The following is an 18,627-nucleotide window of genomic DNA, read 5'->3' on the forward strand; positions in this document are numbered from 1 at the left end:
TGGTTTCCAATTGGTAAACGAGGCCTTTCCTGACCGCGCCAAGCGAGCCGCCCATCATCGTCTGGTTCCGCGACGATCTCCGCTTGTCCGACCATCCCGCCCTCCACGCCGCCGCGAGGTCCGGCGCGCCGGTGATTTGCCTCTATGTGCTCGACGACGCGACGGGGCGGTCGCCCGGCGGGGCGGCGCGCTGGTGGCTGGCGCAGTCACTGCGGGCCCTCGCGGCCGAGATCGCCACCCGCGGCGGATCGCTGGTCCTGCGCAGGGGACCGGCCGCCAGGGTGATCCCCGAGGTGGCGCGAGAGAGCAGCGCCCGCGCGGTCTACTGGAACGAGATCGCGCAAGCGCCGCATCAGGCCGTTGAGCGAGGGCTCGAAGCGGCGCTGGCAAAGCTCGGAACGGACTCGCAAAGTTTTCCTGGCGACTTGCTCGTCCCGCCCTCGGCGATCCGCAACAAGGAAGGCCGGGGCCTGCGCGTGTTCACACCATTCTGGCGGCGGGTGCTGGCGCTCGGCGATCCGCCAAAGCCACTGCCTGCACCGAAGGCGCTGCGCCCGGCTGCGAAGATCGCCAGCGATCGACTGGAGAGCTGGAAGCTCGAGCCGGTCAAACCCGATTGGGCGGGCGGCCTACGGCAGAGCTGGACGCCGGGCGAGGACGCCGCCCGCGCGCGTTTGCGCGATTTCCTCAAGCACACACTGCGGGACTATGTCGGCGACCGCGACCGCCCGGACCGGGAGGGCACCTCACGGCTGTCGCCGCATCTGAGGTTCGGCGAGCTCAGCCCACGCCAGATCTGGCACGCCGCGCGGTTCGCCGCGGCGGAAGATCCGGCACGCGGGCGTGGGGTCGAGAAATTCCTGAGCGAGCTCGGCTGGCGCGAGTTCTGCCGTCACCTCCTCCACGATCACCCTGGCCTCGCCACCAATAACCTGCAGACGAATTTCGATGGCTTCCCCTGGAAACGCGACCAAAAGGCGCTCGCCGCCTGGCAGCGCGGCCGCACCGGCTATCCCATCGTCGATGCCGGCTTGCGCGAGCTCTGGCACACCGGCGTGATGCATAACCGGGTGCGGATGGTGGTGGCCTCGTTCCTGGTCAAGCACCTCCTGATCGACTGGCGCGAGGGCGAAGCCTGGTTCTGGGACACGCTGGTCGATGCGGACGCCGGCAGCAATCCAGCCAACTGGCAGTGGGTCGCAGGCTGCGGCGCCGACGCCGCGCCCTATTTCCGCGTGTTCAATCCGCAGCTCCAGGGCGAGAAGTTCGATCCGGATGGAACCTACGTTCGAAGCTGGGTGCCGGAGCTGAAGGATCTGCCGGTGAAGCTGATCCACCAGCCGTGGCAGGCGACACCGATCGAGCTTGCGAGCGCCGGCATCACGCTCGGCAAGACCTATCCGCAGCCGATCATCGATCATGCCAAGGGGCGCGAGCGCGCGCTCGCCGCTTATGCAAAGATCCGCAAGGGTTGAGCGTTGCTTTGACACAATTTCGAAACCCGCTATCGTCATCGCTCCGTTCAAACATTGGGGGACGATATGGACGACGAGAAGCCGATCACCGAACAGGCGATGGACACGATCACCAACGCCGTGGAAGCGACCAAGGATGCCGCGGTCACCGCCGTCAAGCAGGTGAAGAAAGCTGCCAAGAAGGTCGCGAAGAAAGTAGCGCCGAAGAAGGCTGCCAAGAAGAAAGCCAAGAAGGCTGCGAAGAAGTCCACGAAGAAAGCGGCAAAGAAGTCGTCCAAGAAAGCCGCGAAAAAGGCCCCGAAGACATCTGCGAAAAAGGCCGCCAAGAAAGCTGCCAAGTCGAAGAAAGCCAAGAAGGCCAAGAAGACCAAGCGCTGATCGCAACGCTCGGAGCTGTCTCCGGGTGCAGGCGCGCCCGGAGACCATGTCGGCCTATCTCACCGCTTGGCCGAGCGCCGGCCCGGATAGTGCATGCCCTTGGGATCGCGGAATTCGCTGCGATGGCCGCGCCGGTCCTCGGCGTGGAAGCGCTTCCGCTTTTCCGGTGAGCCGAACTGCTTGATCACCCGCCGGCCGTTGACCTTCTTGATCACGTAGCCGCCCTCGGTCATCGAGAACGGCGCCTGCAGCGACCCCATGTGGTCGAACTTGGTGCCGCGGGGATGTTCGAACGGCTCGAACCAGGACGGGTAGACGAAGTTCGACATCGGAAAGCCGTTGACGAGGAACGCCTCCTCCTCCACGGCGTCGCAAACCTCATAGGCATATTGGGTGTGCCGGGTCTTTTCGGCCCACAGATTGGCCATGGGATCGAGCACCATCTCGAACAGCTCGTGCGAGGCCGCGAGGCTGACCGGATCATCCTTGCCGAGCGTCTTCATGAAGATCTTCGAGATCGGCTGGCCCCGATGTGTCAGCTCGTGTCGTCCGAGGAAGTTCTCGTGGGTGGCGTCGTCGAAATAGATCAACTGCCAATCGGTGGGCTTCGGCTTGCTGGTGACGTCGAGATCGACGGGGTAGCCCCAGACAGGGAGGAAATGCTCGTCGTAGCATTTCTGAAGCGCGGCGGTGAGCCTTCCCATCATCCGCTCGCTCATCATCTCCTCTGCATAATTGATGCAGGCAATCCGGACCGGCTTCATCGACCGGTGGAGCAGTGCACGCCTCGCCTTCTTCATGGATCTCACCGCGCTGAAAAGAAATGGGTCGAATGCCCCACCCTAGCACGGAACGGCCAACACACGTCAGGGCTGTATGGGCTAAAAGCCGCTACGTGCGCCGATTGACCACAAAGACCGCCGCCGCGCACATCGCCATGCCGGCAATGGCGATGGCGTCCAGCTTTTCGTCGAAGAGCAGATAGGCCATCAGCGCCGTCACGGCCGGCACCAGGTAGAACAGGCTCGCGACCGAGGTTGCCGCGGCGTGGCGGATCAGCCAGTACAACAGCCCGATCGATCCGATCGAGAGCGCCACGGCGAGCCAGGCGAGCGCGAGCACGAATTCCTGCGTCCAGTGCACCACGCGGTCCTCGAACAGGAAGGCTCCGATCGCGAAGAAGATGGTGACGGCCGCATATTGCACGAGATTGCCGGCGCGCCAGTCGATGTGGTTGCAGTAGCGGCGCTGGTAGAGCGTCCCGAGCGTGATGCTGATCAGCGAGACCACCGAGGCGAGCCAGCCGAGCCCGGCTTCGCCGGTCATCGGGCGGTTGTGCAGGATCAGGACGACCCCGCCGAGGCCAAGCACGAGGCCCGCCCATTGCACCGGCGTCACCTTCTCGCCGAGCCAGCGATTGGCGATGGTCGAGGTCAGGATCGGCTGCAGGCCCGGGATCAGCGCGGAAAGCCCGGCCGGAATCGAATGCGCGATCGCGATCGCGGTGCCGCCGAGATAAAAACCGTGAACCAGGATGCCCGCGATGGCGCTATGGGCAATGCCGGTGCCGTCGGGCCATTTCGGCCGCGCAACGCCAGCGATGATCGCCATCAGGCCGACCACGATCGCCATGCGGATGGCGAGATAGGTCAAGGGATCGGCATTGTTGATAACGTATTTCGTGCCGATGAATCCGGTGCTCCAGAGCAGCACGAACAGGATCGGCGCGGCGCGGGCGGTCAGGGCTTCTTGATTGTGGTTCATTGCCGCCCTCCTTGCCCCATGCGGGCCCTATGCGGCAATACGAATTTCCAGATGGGCGATTGCTGCCTGCTACGGACAGCGGCAGCCGCGGCTCAGCCGCTCACCATTCTTCCGGACAGGGGTCGATGATCTTCCAGAGCTCGACGCCGTTCTTGATCTTCTTCATGTCGGTGGTGAGCCCGCCATTGCGGCGGATCCAGTCCTTCACCTTGTCGGGATAGTAGGACATGAGGTCGGAGGTGCCCTCGGCGCTGGTGACCTTGATGCCGAAGGTGAAGGCCTTGTCGTAATAGGCCTGGTGGAAGCCGAGGCTGGCGCGCGGCGTCACGCAGATCTTGTTCATCGGCACGATGCCCAGCACGAGCGTGCAGGCCGAATTGCAGATGCCGTCGATGATGACGCGTTCGCCCTTCTCGCGCACCCGCTTGTACTTGGCCTTGTACTCCTCGACATAGCCGCCGTGGTCGCGGGTGATGTGCAGCTCGGCGCGCGCCGGCGTAGCGGCGGCGAAGCAGATCAACAGCAGGCTCAGAAGCGTGATGCGCATGGCGACGTGGCGGTTAAAGCCTCAGGAATGGACCGGCTGCGAAGGACCCTAAAATGATCCCTTGGGGCCAGCGACAGGATTCTTAACCGAATAGTCTTTGGTCATACTTGTGTGGGGAATTCGTTAAGCATCCGGAAAAGGCCAAAAATGGGCAGGTTTCGACCGCATGTCCGGCAATTCTGTCACACCCACCCGGAAATCTGCGGGATCGGCCGTCATTTCGGGCATCCGGGCCGCCCCAAATTGCTATAAACGGCCGACCAATTCGCGCGGGTTCCGGAGAATCGAGATGAGCAAGTTGACGCTTGTAGCGGCCGTTGTGGCCCTGACGGCTGCAATTCTGGCCCCTGGCCTTGCGGAGGCGCGCGGGCATCACCGGTATCACCGTTCCTACGCCAACCCGCTGCCCTACCCGATCAGCTATCTGCACAATTACGGACCCGGCATCACCCCCGGCACCTTCGCCTATTACGACGGCCCGTCGACCAACCACTGCTACCGCGGCTCGGCCGCCTATATCGGCCAGGACGGCCGCCGGCACCCCTGCTACTGAGGCGCCGCGCGTCCTTTTTTCCGCGGGCGCTCCTTATTTCGCGGCGCCCGACAGCAGTAATTGCTTCTCGATCTCGTAGACCGGCAATTTGACGAGGTCCTTGCCGACCTCGCCCTGAAGCGCTTTGCGCACGACATCCGAATAGTCGGCGCGGATCATGCCCAGCGCGCGTGGAGAAGCCACCATGGTCAGGGCCGAGGTCTCGCCCGCGCTGACGGCGGCATCGAGACGGCCGGCAAGGGTCCTCAGGAAGGCGCGCTCGGCCTCGTCGTGCCAATCGGTCTGCTCGACCGAGCTGCGCGCCCTGCCGGTCGCGCCATGCAACCGGCCCGGCGCATCGCTCCCTTGCGCGCCGGTCGAGGAATTGGGCTGTTCATGCACCTCCCTAGTGTAGAGGTTCGGAAACATCTCGTCGCCGAGATTTTCCAGAATGAGCGCCTTGCGCCCGTCGCACACGACCAGCCAGTCACCCTTTTCGATTCTCATCTTGTCCATTGCGCAGCTCCAACCAACTTGTGAGCCTGCCCATCGAATTTCCCCGACCGGCTGGCTATGCGGCAAGACTAGGGACGAAGCCGCATCGACGAATTGCGCAGGATCAAGGATGCGGAGATGTCGTGCTGGCAGCGGGCGGCGCTAACGCAACGTTGTTGGTAAGACGCACGTATCGGGGATGTCTGGCCTCGTGAGGATCACGCCTGCGGCGAGCTCGCTGAAGATTTGTTCATCAGCATTACATTTCGGCTCCGCCACAATTTGATCAGAACATCATCGATATCCTGCGTCGCGTCAGCGAAGGAAGACATTCATGAATCTCAAGATCGGCCTCGTCGCCGCGTCCTTGTTCGGTGCCATTGCGGCATCGCCGGCGGCGTCCGCCATGCCCATCGCGCCCGCGCCTGCAGCACCGCAAATCTCCGACGTCGAGCAGGTCCGCATGGTTTGCAACGCCTGGGGACAGTGCTGGTGGCGCCCGAACTATTATGGGTACTACGCACCACGGCCGTACTACGGACCCCGGTACTATGGGCCACCGCGCTATTACGGCCCACGCTATTATGGCTATCGCGGCTATCGCCGCTGGTGACATCTGAGGGCCCCTTTGGGGCCCTTCGCTTTTGCAGGATCATGGATTGAACGGTCGCAGCCGGCTTGGAGCAATTCCAAAACTGATCCAGATCAAAGATGAAATCCGCCACACCGTCATTGTATGGGCATGGCGGATTTGATCGTTTTCCGATGCCCTCAGACGGGCATGAACGTGCAGACGCACTTGGAGAAGGAGCAGAAGCAGGCAGGCCGCAGCTTTGCATCTTTTGCCTGCCCTGCGTGCACGCGCCTGCATTTCATCGATCTGGCCTCCGGCCAACCGATCGGCCGAGAACGTTGAAGATGACATTGATCTGCCGGGCACCATGGCATGATGTCCGAAATACTACGGCCCGAAATCCCATTTACTGAAGCATGATGTTTCGCCATTGATGGCGATATATCAACGTTCATTTCATTGTCACATTTCAGCAGCCGGACAGACGCATGTTGTTCGACGCCCTCGCCCCGTCCTCCGCGCTCCAACTGATCGGCTTTGCCGACGTCGACGCGTTTCGACCGATCGAGACGATGGAGGATGCGCGAAGCATTCCGCTCGACGTTGCGAACTTCGCGGCGGCCCGCGCCGTCGTCTCCCTGCCGGCATGCCGCATCGTCGTGATGAGATCGTTCGCGCGCATCCTCGACGCAGCCTATCGGATGCCGGGCGGGATGGTGATCCTGCCGATGACCGACGACCTTCAGGCCAATTTCAAGGGCGTGAATCTCGACGCCCGCTTCTTCGTTGCGCTTCGCGGCAACGACGAATGTCACTACGTCGAACCCCAGACCAATCATCACGCGATGATCATTTTCTCGCCCGCCCTGAAAGACCGGGGCTGGTTCGATCGTGCCGACGACCTGCGGGCCCGTGTTGCGAACCGGCCGGCCCTGCTCCACGCACAGCAGCTCCTGCTCGACATCCTGCGAACCGCATCGGTACAGCCGCTCCTGTTCGAAACCACCGAGGCCGCCGCCCATCTCCAGGAAGGCCTGCTGCTCGCGCTCGACGATCTGTTTCGGATCGATCCCCGGTTAGATCGAAGCACCACTGTCCGCGGCGATCGGTCGGTCAAACTCATTCAGCGGATCGACGATTACGTCGCAGCTCATCCGACCGCTCCGATCTATACGGCCGATCTCGCCAGCGAGTTTGGCGTCTCGATCCGCACGCTCGGCGGGGCGGTGAGCAAGGTGCGCGGCATGAGCCTGCACCAGTACATTCGGCTCAAGAGACTGTGGGCGACCCGCGTCCGCCTGCTCAAGGGCGGCGGCGCCACCGTCGCCACATGCGCCCGCGCCCAGGGCTTTCATCACCTCGGTGAGTTCGCCGCAGCCTACCGCGCGACCTTCCACGAGACCCCCTCCGACACGCTGGCGCGCGGCCGGCAAATCCGGGTTCCGACGGGCTGAGGCTGCAGGCCCCTGACCGTGAGCGGCATCAAGCTCCGACGCGGAACAAATCTAGAACATCTGCAAGCCGTGGCGCGCTCGGAAGGATTCGAACCTCCGACCCTCGGAATCGAAATCCGATGCTCTATCCAGCTGAGCTACGAGCGCCCTGGCCCAGGAATTGGGCCGCAACCGAGACGCACCGGACCGCGGCTGGCAAGTCAGCACGCCGGGTGGCCTTCGGATGGGTTCGAATTAGCAGAGAGGCCGACCAATAAAAAGCCCTCCCCGCCTCCATCGAGACGGGTCGAAGGCATTCTTACCAGGTCGTGTTGAAGAGGCCGAAATGCGGCTGCTGTGCAACCATCATCGGACGGCCGGGCTGCCACGCTGGATGGGTCCGGGCGACCTTGCGCTTCGGCTGAGCCGGCGCCGGAGAAGCCAGGGGGGCCGGAGAGCCCTGAACCTGGGCTTGGGCATGGAGTGAGCCTTGGGCCTGCGACCTGGAATCGGTCTTCCTGGCGGCGGCGGCATCGGTCTTCGGGGCCGGAGTGAACTGAGCGAACGTCTCGCGCACCCGCGCCTTGGCCGACATGTCGGCGAGAACTGGCGATGCGTTATCCGCCACAGGCGGCTGGGGCGCTGCGACGGCGGCCGTCTTGACCGTAGGCGTAGCAATCGTCGGCTGACTGGTATCGAGCACCACCCGCTCAGGCAAATGGCGATCGGACCTGATCCGGATCAGTGGCTGGTCGTTGGTGGCCGCCGCAACAGCTTGCACCGCGGGTGCCGGCGGCACCATGAAGTCCGCCGCAAACAACAGTGCGAGCAAAGCTCCACCGACAAAGATGAAATACCGAAAGATGGGCATTGGCCGCGCTCCGCCCCCCGCATCCCCGCGTGGGCTCTTCGCCTTAACAGGCGATCCTCTAGTTGGTTCCTGGCCCCAGCCGTTCGGTTCAAATGGCAACGCCAAGTTTTTTGCCCAAGCCCTGCGTATGGTAACTTTTCCGCTACCGGAGGATGCAGCGCTTCACGCGCGGCGTGCTGCAACCAGCGAGCACTTCGCCTGGTCGGCATTCACATTGACGAAGCCGACGGCAATGCGCGCATAGGTCTTGCGGCTTTTCATGCTGACGGGATCCGCCAGCACACGGCTGCGCTCGGTGAGATGACTGCCGTCGCGCCGCGCGAACGCGCAGATGATCTCGATATCCTTTACGGCATAGTCGTTGTCGTTTCGCAGCGTGAACGTCACCAGCGCCTTGGAACCGAGGCCGCCGCGCCGCCAGGTTTGTGATGAGATCCTGAGACGACCGAGTTCTGCCATGGCCGCTGCTTGAGCTTCGGAAGCCGGAGCCACCGTTGCCGTCGCATCGCCCGAAGGCGCCGTCTCGACGGCTGCCAGCTCCGGGCTGCCCGTCTCAGCGCTATTGCTCTTGGAGAGAGGCAGCAGCATCCAGACGCCACAGCCCAGGATGATCATTGCCAGCAGCCACAGCAGGCCCCGACCAAACGAGACGCTCGCAATCGTCACGGCCCGTGCCACTCGCTCGCCGGTTCCGGCAAAACGTCCCAACCCGAACCAGCCAAGCCGAGCGTTCATGATGACATCACCAATGCCGGCCCATGTTGGACGAACGGACTTGGGCACAGCTTACTTCAATCCCGAAGACAAACTAAGGTTCCCGCGCAATTGCGAATCGGCAGGGCGGTGGCGATCACCGGCTGGGGCCGCTAACATGCGCTGCAACATCGAAGACCGCGTTGGGAGAGAATGAAATGCCAGTCGTCACTTGGGATCACGTCCATCTGCGCAGCCCCGATCCGGAGGCCACCGCGGCCTGGCTGCGCGACATCCTCGGTGGCGAGATCGTGCGGGCTCCCGGACGGATCGACGTGAACCTTGGCGGCGCCAGGATCTTCATTGCCCCGCTCGAGGGCGACAGCGCCGTCAGCCCGCCGCCCCCGCATCCGCATCAAGGCCTCGACCATTTTGGCCTGACCGTGAAGGACATCGACGCCGTCGCCGCCGAGATCAAGGCCAAGGGCGTCACCTTCACGCGCGAGCCGACGACGATCAGGCCCGGCGTGCGCATCTGCTTCATCCGCGGTCCCGAAGGCATCTCCATCGAGCTGCTCGAGCGGGACAAGAAATACACCTGAGGCGCGGTGATTATGCATTTCGCGGGCCAACTCTGAGTCGCAACGTCCGGCCTCGCCTCGCGATGAGGCCGTCATGATCGCGTCATAGAACGCCGGGACGAAGACGGTCCGCGAGCTTGCCAGCCGCCAAACTGCCGCGTTGCGCCAGCGGACGCGCTTTGGCATAAAAGCTCTACCGGCTACACCATTGGGCGATGGTGGCCGGCCGATGGGACGTTATGAAGAACGGCCTCTATTCAATCCACGTGAGCCTGCTCGATGGTCGGGTCGGCAAGGGTAGCGGCGTGATCCTGTTCCGCGACGGCAAGATTCTTGGCGGCGATGCCTACCTCTATTACACCGGCAGCTACATCGTGAAGGACAACAGCTTCAAGGGCGAAGTGCTGGTGCAGCGCCACACCTCGCCGCGCGGCAACGACAATCCGCTGTTCGGAGGCCCCGCCCCGGTCGGCATCGGCGTCAGCGGCACCTTCACGGAGACGCGTGGGGAGATGACCGGTACTGCGCTGGTCGGCAAGGCGAGCCAGATCTTCGGCGCGACGCTGCACAGGCTCGCCGACGTCGACTAATCACTCCGCCGCCAGTTCGAGCGGCGCCACTCGCGGCAGGATCATCTGGATGCGCGTGCCGCCGCCCGGCTCGGAATCGAGATCGAGCCGGCCGCCGAGCCGGTTGGTGACGATGCTGTAGACGATATGCAGGCCGAGGCCGGTGCCGCCCTGGTCGCGCCGCGTCGTGAAGAACGGATCGAAGGCGCGGCGGCGGACGTCGAGCGACATGCCGCAGCCATTGTCGGAGAAGATGATCTCGACATTGTCCTTGCCGGACTCGCGCACCTGGATATCGATGGTCCCCGGCCGGCCGTCCGGGAAGGCGTGCGCCACCGAGTTGAGAAACAGGTTGGTCAGCACCTGGCCGTAGGGGCCGGGATAGCTGTTCATGCTGAGATCCGGCTGACACTCGACATTGAGCGTCAGATTGTGCTTGCGCAAGCCCGGCCGCAGACTCATCACCACTTGCTCGGTGAGATCGCCGAGGTCGAAGCTGCGCTGGTCCGAATAGTTGCGGTCGGCCGCGACTTGCTTGAACGACTGGATCAGCTCGGCGGCACGATTGAGGTTGGAGACGAGCTGAGACGACGCATCGCGGCTGGTGTTCAGAAAGTCGTTCAGCGTGGAGCGGCGGAGCTCGCCGCGTTCGACGTCGGCCGAGAACATCGCGGTCTTGCGTTCCAACGCCGAGGCGACCGTGAGGCTGATGCCGACGGGATTGTTGACCTCGTGCGCCACGCCGGCAACCAGGCGCCCGAGCGCCGCGAGCTTTTCCGCCTCGATCAGCGAGGCCTGGGTCTCGCGCAGATTGCGCAGCGCGGTCTCGGCGGATTCCTTGGCCTTGCGCATCTCCTGCTCGCCGCGCTTGCGCTCGCCGATGTCGAGCGCCACCGTGACGATGCGCTCGATTTCGCCGTCCGCGTCGAGCAGCGGCAGCTTGTTGACGAGCCATTGTCGCATGTTGCCGGCGGAGTCCTTGTATTCCTCCTCGTAGAAACCGAGTCCCTTGCGGAGCTTGAGCACGCGCTTGTCGCTCTCGTCGGACTTGGCAGCACCGTAGCGCGACATCAGGTCGGCCGTGGTACGGCCGAGTGCGTCGCCCGGCTCGATGCCAAAGATGCCGGCCATGTACCGGTTCATCAGCACGTAGCGCAGGTCGCGGTCCTTGACGTTGATCACCGCGGGCACGGTGTCGATGACCTGCTGGAGCAGGCGCCGGCCTTCGGCGATGGCGTCTTCCGCCCGCTTCTGGTCGGTGATGTCGCGCAACGTGCCCTCGTAGCGGACGATGTTGCCCTGCTCGTCCCGGACACCGGTAGCGCTGTCGGAGAGCCACAGGATGTTGCCGCTGCGCTGGCGCACCTGATATTCGAACTCGCGCACCATGCCGTCGCGCGCCATCAGCCGCTGATATTCGCCCCGCGCCTCGGGATGCACGTAGATCGTGTGGGCGATGTCGTTGATGCTGTCGATGAGGTGCTGCGGGCTGTCATAGCCCATCATCCGCGCCAGCGCCGGATTGGCGTTGAGGAGGTCGCCGGCCGGCGTCGTCACGTAGATGCCGTCGACCGATCCCTCGAACAGTTTTCGGTAGCTCTCCTCCGCGAGGCGCTGCTCGGTGAGCGCCCGCACCGCGGCCTCGCGCGCCGTGTCGGCCTCCTCGAGCGCGCGCCGGAACACTTCGGCCGCCCGTGCGATGTCGCCGATCTCGTTGCCGAGGTCGGCGGACGGGATCGATGCGTCTTTCTGGCCCCCGGCCAGCGCGCGAATGGAGCGTGCGATCTGGGCGAGCGGACGGACCGTCCTGCGCACCACGAACAGCGCTGCGCCGATGCCGATCAGCACGCCGACCGTGCCGAGCACGATGCTCTGCCACCGCGCCTCGGTGAGCGTGCGGGCGAAATCGCGCGACAGCACGTGGCCGCGCCGGTCGCTGACTTCGCGCAGCAATTCGGTGACCCGGCCGATCAGCCGGCCCTCGGCGCCCAGGACCTCGCGATCGATGTCGGCAATTTGCCGCTCGCGGACGGCCACCGCAATGATGGCCTCGGCGTAGTCGTTGACGGCCGATTTCAGCTTGCCATCGGCGATGTCCATGGCCCGCATTCCCTCGGCGGCCTGTTCGGCCGCGGAGGGGTTGCGCGCGAGCAGCCCGAGCGCGATCCGGCTCTGCGCCTCGGACAGGCGGGAGGCCAACTCGCGGTCGGCGGTCCCGGCGACAGCCGCATCGAACCGGTCTCGCAGCGGCGGCAGGCCGGCGAGCAGCTGGGCGCGGCGATCGATCAGGGTCGAGATCCGCTCCAGGCCGCCGCGATAGGTCGCAAGCCGGTCTGTGACCCCGTCGATCATATCCTGTTGCTCGGGAGCGAGCTCGATACGGGTCTTCTTCAGGATATCGCTCAGCGTCGAGGCCGCCTCGCCGACCTGCTGGAACTGGATGCCGGCGCCGGGATCGGTGACGAAGTCGCGCGCGGCAAGCCGCAGCTCGTTCATGCGGCGGTCGATGTCCTCGGCGAGGTCGCCGACGCTCTGGAGCCGCTGCAGCTCGGCGAAGGTGGTGTCGATATGGCGAATCGCTATCACGCTCGCGGTCGAGGTGACGATGATCACCGCCAGCACGAGCAGGAAGCTGCCGAAGGTGAGCTGGCCGATGGAGAGCGAGAAGGTTCGCTTTTTCTCAGGGGTCGGCGTCAATTCGGCGGACATTGGTGTTTTGGGGGACCGGGCTGCTGGAGGCCCAATATACGACGTATTGCACCCCCGGGGGAACATGCCTCGGACCGCTGAATATCCTTAATATTGGGGGCCGCTGCCCCTCCTCCGTCTCGGCCTACGCGCTTTCGACGCTGGCTGGCCGCCGGGCGCGCCCACGATCACCAATATTTCGCTGGCTGTCGAAGTGTCTTAGCCGACCGCGCCGACCTCGAACACCTCGCCGTCATAGCCGGCCTCGCGGGGGATGCGGAGCTGGCGGCCGGTTTCGGTCTTTGTCATCACAGGCATCACCGTGACAATCGACATGCCACGGGCATGCTCCAGCGCCGCATTCACGCTGCCCTGCTTGGCGAGCCGGATCAGGTTGCGCGTGGTCGGGAACGGCAGCTTGAAGCGGCCGCTCTCGCCGCCCTCCACTGCCTCGCGCGGCGAGACCCAGATCGAATCGGTGGACTCGCGGCCATCGTGGGCGCCGAGCTGGTCGGGCGGTGCGGCGGCAAGGAAGAACCAGGTGTCGAACCGCTTCGGCATGCCCTCCGGCGTGATCCAGTGCGCGTAAGGGACCAGCGTGTCGAGCGCGAGCTGGAGGCCGTTGTCGGCGAGAATGCTGAGGAAGCTGATCTTGTGTTCGTTGAGCGCAACGCGATGTGCATCCGCGATCTCGCCGGCGCGCTTGGCATCAACAGGCGCCCCCGTCTCCTTCGACCGCGCCAGCAGGATGCCGCTCTCCTCGAAGGTCTCGCGGATGGCGGCGATCCGGAAGCCGCGGTCCGCTTCGCTCAAGGCCTCGCCGCCCGAATAGAGGTCGGAGCGGGCGACAATTTCCTTGTCGCCGGCATCGACGCTGCCGCCGGGAAACACCAGCGCGCCCGAGTTGAACTCGATCTGATGATGGCGAACCATCATGAAGACTTCGACGTCCTGTGCGCCGTCGCGCAGCAGGAGGATCGTCGACGCCGGGCGTGATGCTGATGTCTCGGCCATTCAACTAACCTGCGGCACTGGATTGCGGGCCAAGGTTGGCGCGCTTGTCGAAACGGGCGACGCGCGACAGCAGATAATCGACCTCCGCCTTCGCCGCCGGCGTGATGATCGCGCCGGGCTTGCGCTGCGCGCTGGAAGCGATGATGCCGCGCTTCTGCAGCACGTATTTGCGCACGGTCAGGCCGACGCCGGGCTGCTGCTCGTAGCGGATCAGCGGCAGATGCGCGTCGAAGATATCATGCGCGGCATCGCGCTTGCCGGCCTTGGAGAGGTTCACGACGTCGATCAGAAGCTCCGGGAAGGCGTAGCCGGTCATGGCACCGTCGGCGCCGCGCTCCATCTCGAAGTCGAGGAACGTGCCGCCATTGCCGCAGAGGATCGAGAGCGGGCGGAGCGAGCCGTCCTTCTGGAAGCCGCGCAGCGTCGTGATCTTCTCCAGCCCCGGCCAGTCCTCGTGCTTGAGCATCACGCAGTTCGGATTGTCCATGACGATCTTGCGGATCACGGCGGGGGTGAACACCACTGAGAGCGTCAGCGGATAGTCCTGCAGCACCCAGGGCACATCGGGCCCGATCGCTTCCGCCGCCTGCTTGAAATAGCCGATGATCTGGTCGTCGGTGCGCAAGCTCGGCGGCGGCGCGATCATCACGCCGGCCGCGCCGGCGTCCATCGAGGCCTTGGCCAGCGAGCGCATGGTGGCAAAGCCCGGCGCGGAGACACCGACGATCACCTGCATCTTCTTGGCGCGCTTGACGTAGCGCACCGCGACCTGCTCGGCCTCGGCGGCGTCGAGCTTCGGCGCCTCGCCGAGGATGCCCAGCACCGTGACGCCGTCGCAGCCGACCTCCTCGTAGAAGTCGGTCAGGCGGTCGATCGAACGCTCGTCGATCCGGCCATCGTCGTGGAACGGCGTCGGCGCGATTGCGAAGGTGCCCTTGGCGTCGGCGGTGAGTTTCATAAGTCCTCGTCTCTCTCTGTTGTCATTCCGGGGGGGATCGCAGAGCCGAACCCGGAATCTCGAGGTTCCGGGTTCACGCTGCGCGTGCCCCGGAACGACAGTGAATCAAAACCTCCGCGCCCCCATCTTGATCTGCTCCTCGGAGAAGAAGATCTCCTTGGCGTGATCGACGATGTCCTGGGCGTTCCAGCCCGAATGCGGCGGCTTCCAGCCTTCCATTTCCATCATCCGCATCTCGCGCACGCCGCGGGGCCCGGACACGCCCAGCACCTTGCCGGTCTGGTCGCCCGACAAATCGCTGACCATGTATAGCACGGCCGGCGCGATGCCGTCCGGCCCCAGCGCCGCCCCCGGGTTCTCCTTATAGCGGGGCAGGTCTGCGGTCATGCGGGTCAGGGCGCCCGGTGCCAGCGTCCAGATCCGGATGTTGTACTTGCGGCCCTCGATCGCCAGCACGTTGGACAGGCCCCAGATGCCGCCCTTGGCCGCGCCGTAATTGGTCTGGCCGAAATTGCCGATCAGCCCTGATGTCGAGGAGGTGTTGACGATGACGCCGCCGCCGTTTTCCCGCATCCAGCGAAACACCGGCATGGTGCAACAAAAGGTACCCTTCAGATGCACCTTGATCACCTTGTCCCAGTCGGACTCGGAGGCTTTTGCGAAGGTCTGGTCGCGCAAGATGCCGGCATTGTTGACGAGGATATCGGCCCGGCCGAAATGCTTGATGGCGTCGTCGAACACCGATTGGCCGCCCTCCATGGTGGAGATATCGGCGCCGTTGGCGACCGCCTTGCCGCCCGCGGCCGTGATCGCGTCCACGACCTGCTGCGCCATCGACTTGTCGGCGCCGGAGCCGTCGCGGGGACCGCCGAGATCGTTGACGACGACCGAGGCGCCTTCCCGCGCGAACAGTTTTGCGTAGGCCTCACCGAGCCCCCCACCCGCGCCGGTGATCAGCGCGACCTTGCCGTCGAGTAGTCCCATGGTGGCTTCTCCCTGTTTTTGTTGTTCGTGTCCCGGACGCGATGCGGCGTGCAACGCTGCGTCGCTGAGCCAGGACCCGGCTCTTTCTTGGGGGGCCCCGGCTCTGCAGCGCACCGCACCGGACGCTGCTTCGCATCGCCGGGAGTGCCGCGCTGCGTCCGGGGCACGAGACTGACCTAACCCAGCACCGTCTTGCCGTTCTTGATCACGGTGACGCCGCGCGACTTCACCTTGGCCTCGAACGAGACCACGTTGCCGTCCTTCCAGAGGTCCATGGTCACGGTCTCGCCGGGATAGACCGGCGAGGAGAACCGCGCGACGTGCTGGCGGAAGGCGCTGGCGTCGTAGTCGGCATAGGTCTGGAGCACGCCGCGGCAGGTGATGCCGTAGGTGCACATGCCGTGCAGGATCGGGCGCGGGAAGCCGGCCTTCTTGGCAAATTCGGGATCGCTATGCAGCGGGTTGCGATCGCCGCAGAGGCGGTAGACCAGCGCCTGGTCGGGACGCGTCGTAATGTCGATGGTCCTGTCGGGCGAACGCGAGGGGATCTTGTGCGGATCGGGCTGGGTCAGGTTCGGCCCGCCAAAACCGCCGTCGCCGCGGGCGAAGCGCGAGGCAACCAGTGTTGCCAGCTTCTCACCGTTCTCGTTCTTCAGCACGGTCTGGTGTGCGATGACGACGCCCTTGTCCTTGCCCTTGTCGTAGACTTCGACGACCGAGGAATCGGCGGTGATGTTGGCGGCCACCGGCAGCGGCTGATGGAAGGTGATGTCGCGCTCGCCGTCCACGACCATGACGCGGTTGAGGTTCATCTCGCCGGGGCCCGAGCCCCATGCCGCGACGGACGCAAAGGTCGGCACCACCTTGAGCGGCCGCGGCGTGAACGTGCCCTCGTTGACGAAGGCGAGTTCGTTCTCGTCCATCGGATCGGCGCCGAGGCCGATGCCATAGGCGTAGAGCATCACATCGCGATCGGTGTAGGCATATTTCTGGCCGATATTCTTCAGGCCTTTGAGCTCTTCGTATCTGGCGGACATTTTGTGTGTTTCCTCCGGAAGATTTTCGCGAGCGGCGGTGCCCGTTGATGTGCCCTCTCCCCTTGCGGGAGAGGGCTGCAAGGTGCTCGCATCAAACTCGTAAGGGTGAGGGGTTGCTTCCGTACGGAAAGTCTTTCCGTCGAGAGAACCCCTCATCCGGCGCTCCGCGCCACCTTCTCCCACAAGGGGAGAAGGAAAGAACTCAGGCCGGCGTGAAGAACGGCAGCGGCGCGCCGTCGGTCGGCTTGAACACCACCTTCACCTTCTGGCCGATCTTCAGCTTCTCGAGATCGCAGTCGACGAAATTGGTCTGCACCGACGGCCCCTCCTTCAGCGTGACGTAGCCGATGGCGTAGGGGCCGGTCGGCGACTTCCGCATCAGGCTCCAGGTGTAGATCGTGCCCTCGCCCGAGGCCTCCTCCCACACCGTCTTGTCGGAGTAGCAGAACGGACAGATCGAGCGCGGGAAGTAATGCGCTTCGCCGCACGCCGTGCAGCGCTTGATCATGAACTTGCCTTGCTTCGCCGCGTCCCAGAACGCAGCAGTCTCGGGGTTCGTGACCGGTGCCGGATATTTCTTCGTCTCGCTCATCACACGCGCTCCAGAATGGCCGTCGAGGCGGCGTGGCGAACTCCCAAAAGGCCGCCGGTGCCGTGAGCGATGGCGAGGTCGCAATTCTTGACCTGCACCTTCGGATGCGCCTCGCCGCGCAACTGCCTGACGGCCTCGATGATCTTGGTCATGCCGCCGCGGTTGACCGGATGGTTGCTGCACAGGCCGCCGCCATCGGTGTTGAACGGCAGCTTGCCGACGCCTGAGATCAGGTTGCCGTCGGCGACGAACTTGCCGCCCTCGCCTTTCTTGCAGAAGCCGAGGTCCTCGAGCTGCATCAGGACTGTGATGGTGAAGCTGTCATAGATCGAGGCGTATTTGATGTCCTTCGGCGTGATGCCGGCTTCCTCGAACGCGCGCGGGCCGGACCACACGCCGGCGGAGTAAGTGAGGTCGAGATCCTTGCCGCCGCGCGGACCCTTCATCGCCTCGCCATGGCCGATCAGCTTGACCAGCGGCTTCTTCAGGCTCTTGGCGATCTCGGGCGTGGTCACGATCAGCGCGCCGCCGCCGTCGGAGACGACGCAGCAATCCATGCGATGCAGGGGATCGGAGATCATCGGCGAGTTCAGGACATCCTCGACAGTGACGACGTCCTTGAGCATCGCATGCGGATTGTATTGGGCATGATGCGACGCCGCGACCTTGATCCAGGCGAGCTGCTCGGAGGTGGTGCCATAGTCGTGCATATGGCGCATGGCACACATGCCGTAGGCATTGTGCGTGGTCGCGCCGTAAGCGGACTCGAAATCGACCTCGGCGCCGGCCGCGCGTGGCGGCATCACGCCGGTGCGCGGCTTGCCGGCCAGCGTGATCAGCGCGATCGAGCACTTGCCCGCGGCGATCGCCTCGGCGGCATGACCGAGATGGATGATGTAGGAACAGCCGCCGGTCTCGGTGGAATCGACGTGACGGAGCTTCTTGGTGTTCAGGCCGAGATAATCGACCATCGGCCAGGCGCCGCCGGGCGCATCGCCCGCGCAGAAATAGCCGTCGACATCGTCCTTGCTGATCCCGGCATCCTCGATCGCGCCCTTGGCGACCTCGGCGTGGAGCTGGGCGGTGGATTTGTCCGGCGCATGCCGGGTCGGGTGTTCGTAGATCCCGGCAATGTAGGCCTTGCCCTTGATGGTCAAAACAGAGGTCTCCGCTCGCGTTTCTTCTTGGCTCTTTTTTCTGAACCGCAGTGGCCTCCTTGGCAAGCGCGGAAATATTCCGTCGGGCGAGAGGGCAGCGGCTTGGCGCAAGTGATGTGACGCTCTCGTGTCCCGGACGCGCTGCAGCGTGCAACGCTGCTGCGCAGAGCCGGGACCCATGCAGCCGCGAATTCAGTGTGCGAAGGTTCTGGGCCCCGGCTCTGCAGCGCATCACACCGGACGATGCTTCGCATCGCCGGGAGTGCTGCGCAGCGTCCGGGGCAC

At 64.5% G+C, this 18,627-nt stretch carries 20 protein-coding genes and 1 tRNA gene; 7 read left to right on the top strand and 14 right to left on the bottom strand.

Features of this window, described 5'->3' with window-relative positions; translation table 11 throughout:
• Nucleotides 1-83: 83 nt before the first annotated feature.
• Both HAP40_RS23405 and HAP40_RS23410 read left to right on the top strand, forming a co-directional pair.
• Nucleotides 84-1,475, top strand: a complete 1,392-nt coding sequence (locus HAP40_RS23405) for a cryptochrome/photolyase family protein (RefSeq protein WP_246741325.1) — start codon at nt 84-86, stop codon at nt 1,473-1,475.
• Nucleotides 1,476-1,541: 66 nt separating this feature from the next.
• Complete coding sequence (locus tag HAP40_RS23410) at nt 1,542-1,853, top strand: histone (protein ID WP_166815503.1); 312 nt, start codon at nt 1,542-1,544, stop codon at nt 1,851-1,853.
• Between the two features lie 59 nt (nt 1,854-1,912).
• Here HAP40_RS23410 and HAP40_RS23415 read toward each other — a convergent pair whose 3' ends face one another.
• The 3 genes from HAP40_RS23415 to HAP40_RS23425 all read right to left on the bottom strand — a co-directional run bounded on the left by HAP40_RS23415 (nt 1,913) and on the right by HAP40_RS23425 (nt 4,164).
• Nucleotides 1,913-2,653: a hypothetical protein gene (locus HAP40_RS23415; RefSeq protein WP_166815502.1), complete on the bottom strand. Its 741-nt coding sequence runs from the start codon at nt 2,651-2,653 to the stop codon at nt 1,913-1,915.
• 91 nt (nt 2,654-2,744) lie between these two features.
• On the bottom strand, nt 2,745-3,617 hold the full coding sequence (locus HAP40_RS23420; protein ID WP_166815501.1) for a DMT family transporter: 873 nt from the start codon (nt 3,615-3,617) through the stop codon (nt 2,745-2,747).
• Nucleotides 3,618-3,717: 100 nt separating this feature from the next.
• The gene (locus HAP40_RS23425) at nt 3,718-4,164 is read right to left on the bottom strand and encodes a hypothetical protein (RefSeq protein ID WP_166815500.1); all 447 of its coding nucleotides are present in this window, start codon (nt 4,162-4,164) and stop codon (nt 3,718-3,720) included.
• Nucleotides 4,165-4,453: 289 nt separating this feature from the next.
• Between HAP40_RS23425 and HAP40_RS23430 the strand changes: the two genes are divergently transcribed.
• Complete coding sequence (locus HAP40_RS23430; RefSeq protein ID WP_166815499.1) at nt 4,454-4,717, top strand: hypothetical protein; 264 nt, start codon at nt 4,454-4,456, stop codon at nt 4,715-4,717.
• A gap of 33 nt (nt 4,718-4,750) precedes the next feature.
• Here HAP40_RS23430 and HAP40_RS23435 read toward each other — a convergent pair whose 3' ends face one another.
• Nucleotides 4,751-5,212, bottom strand: a complete 462-nt coding sequence (locus HAP40_RS23435; protein WP_166815498.1) for a host attachment protein — start codon at nt 5,210-5,212, stop codon at nt 4,751-4,753.
• Nucleotides 5,213-5,525: 313 nt separating this feature from the next.
• Here HAP40_RS23435 and HAP40_RS23440 point away from each other — a divergent pair, with 313 nt between their 5' ends.
• Together HAP40_RS23440 and HAP40_RS23445 are read left to right on the top strand one after the other, a co-directional pair.
• Entirely contained in the window at nt 5,526-5,804 is a 279-nt protein-coding gene (locus HAP40_RS23440; protein ID WP_166815497.1) for a hypothetical protein, read from the top strand.
• Between the two features lie 449 nt (nt 5,805-6,253).
• Nucleotides 6,254-7,219 carry an AraC family transcriptional regulator gene (locus HAP40_RS23445; RefSeq protein ID WP_166815496.1) on the top strand — a complete coding sequence of 322 codons (966 nt, stop codon included), beginning with the start codon at nt 6,254-6,256 and terminating at the stop codon, nt 7,217-7,219.
• Between the two features lie 70 nt (nt 7,220-7,289).
• Here HAP40_RS23445 and HAP40_RS23450 read toward each other — a convergent pair.
• The 3 genes from HAP40_RS23450 to HAP40_RS23460 all read right to left on the bottom strand — a co-directional run bounded on the left by HAP40_RS23450 (nt 7,290) and on the right by HAP40_RS23460 (nt 8,804).
• Nucleotides 7,290-7,366, bottom strand: a tRNA-Arg gene (locus HAP40_RS23450).
• 151 nt (nt 7,367-7,517) lie between these two features.
• The gene (locus HAP40_RS23455) at nt 7,518-8,069 is read right to left on the bottom strand and encodes a hypothetical protein (RefSeq protein ID WP_166815495.1); all 552 of its coding nucleotides are present in this window, start codon (nt 8,067-8,069) and stop codon (nt 7,518-7,520) included.
• Between the two features lie 162 nt (nt 8,070-8,231).
• Entirely contained in the window at nt 8,232-8,804 is a 573-nt protein-coding gene (locus HAP40_RS23460) for a hypothetical protein (protein WP_166819390.1), read from the bottom strand.
• Nucleotides 8,805-8,980: 176 nt separating this feature from the next.
• Between HAP40_RS23460 and HAP40_RS23465 the strand changes: the two genes are divergently transcribed.
• Nucleotides 8,981-9,364 (top strand): VOC family protein, encoded by a 384-nt coding sequence (locus HAP40_RS23465; RefSeq protein ID WP_166815494.1) that lies wholly within the window; start codon nt 8,981-8,983, stop codon nt 9,362-9,364.
• A 218-nt stretch (nt 9,365-9,582) separates the two neighbouring features.
• Entirely contained in the window at nt 9,583-9,933 is a 351-nt protein-coding gene (locus HAP40_RS23470; protein WP_166815493.1) for a GrlR family regulatory protein, read from the top strand.
• Here the strand turns inward: HAP40_RS23470 and HAP40_RS23475 are convergent, their stop codons facing one another.
• From HAP40_RS23475 to HAP40_RS23505, 7 genes are all read right to left on the bottom strand, one after another.
• A complete protein-coding gene (locus HAP40_RS23475; RefSeq protein WP_166815492.1) occupies nt 9,934-12,621 on the bottom strand; it encodes a PAS domain S-box protein in 2,688 nt (895 codons plus the stop codon).
• 198 nt (nt 12,622-12,819) lie between these two features.
• A complete protein-coding gene (locus HAP40_RS23480; protein WP_166815491.1) occupies nt 12,820-13,614 on the bottom strand; it encodes an NUDIX hydrolase in 795 nt (264 codons plus the stop codon).
• Nucleotides 13,615-13,618: 4 nt separating this feature from the next.
• Nucleotides 13,619-14,572, bottom strand: coding sequence for a dihydrodipicolinate synthase family protein (locus HAP40_RS23485; protein ID WP_166815490.1), 954 nt, complete (start codon nt 14,570-14,572; stop codon nt 13,619-13,621).
• Nucleotides 14,573-14,677: 105 nt separating this feature from the next.
• A complete protein-coding gene (locus HAP40_RS23490) occupies nt 14,678-15,556 on the bottom strand; it encodes an SDR family oxidoreductase (protein WP_166815489.1) in 879 nt (292 codons plus the stop codon).
• A 176-nt stretch (nt 15,557-15,732) separates the two neighbouring features.
• Nucleotides 15,733-16,593 carry a MaoC/PaaZ C-terminal domain-containing protein gene (locus HAP40_RS23495; RefSeq protein ID WP_166815488.1) on the bottom strand — a complete coding sequence of 287 codons (861 nt, stop codon included), beginning with the start codon at nt 16,591-16,593 and terminating at the stop codon, nt 15,733-15,735.
• A 202-nt stretch (nt 16,594-16,795) separates the two neighbouring features.
• Nucleotides 16,796-17,185 (bottom strand): Zn-ribbon domain-containing OB-fold protein, encoded by a 390-nt coding sequence (locus HAP40_RS23500; RefSeq protein WP_018322310.1) that lies wholly within the window; start codon nt 17,183-17,185, stop codon nt 16,796-16,798.
• Entirely contained in the window at nt 17,185-18,342 is a 1,158-nt protein-coding gene (locus tag HAP40_RS23505) for a thiolase domain-containing protein (protein ID WP_166815487.1), read from the bottom strand. The genes HAP40_RS23500 and HAP40_RS23505 overlap by 1 nt, the downstream gene beginning before the upstream one ends.
• Nucleotides 18,343-18,627 lie beyond the last annotated feature (285 nt).

This window comes from Bradyrhizobium sp. 1(2017) (assembly GCF_011602485.2).
In the GTDB taxonomy this organism is placed as follows: Bacteria; Pseudomonadota; Alphaproteobacteria; order Rhizobiales; family Xanthobacteraceae; genus Bradyrhizobium.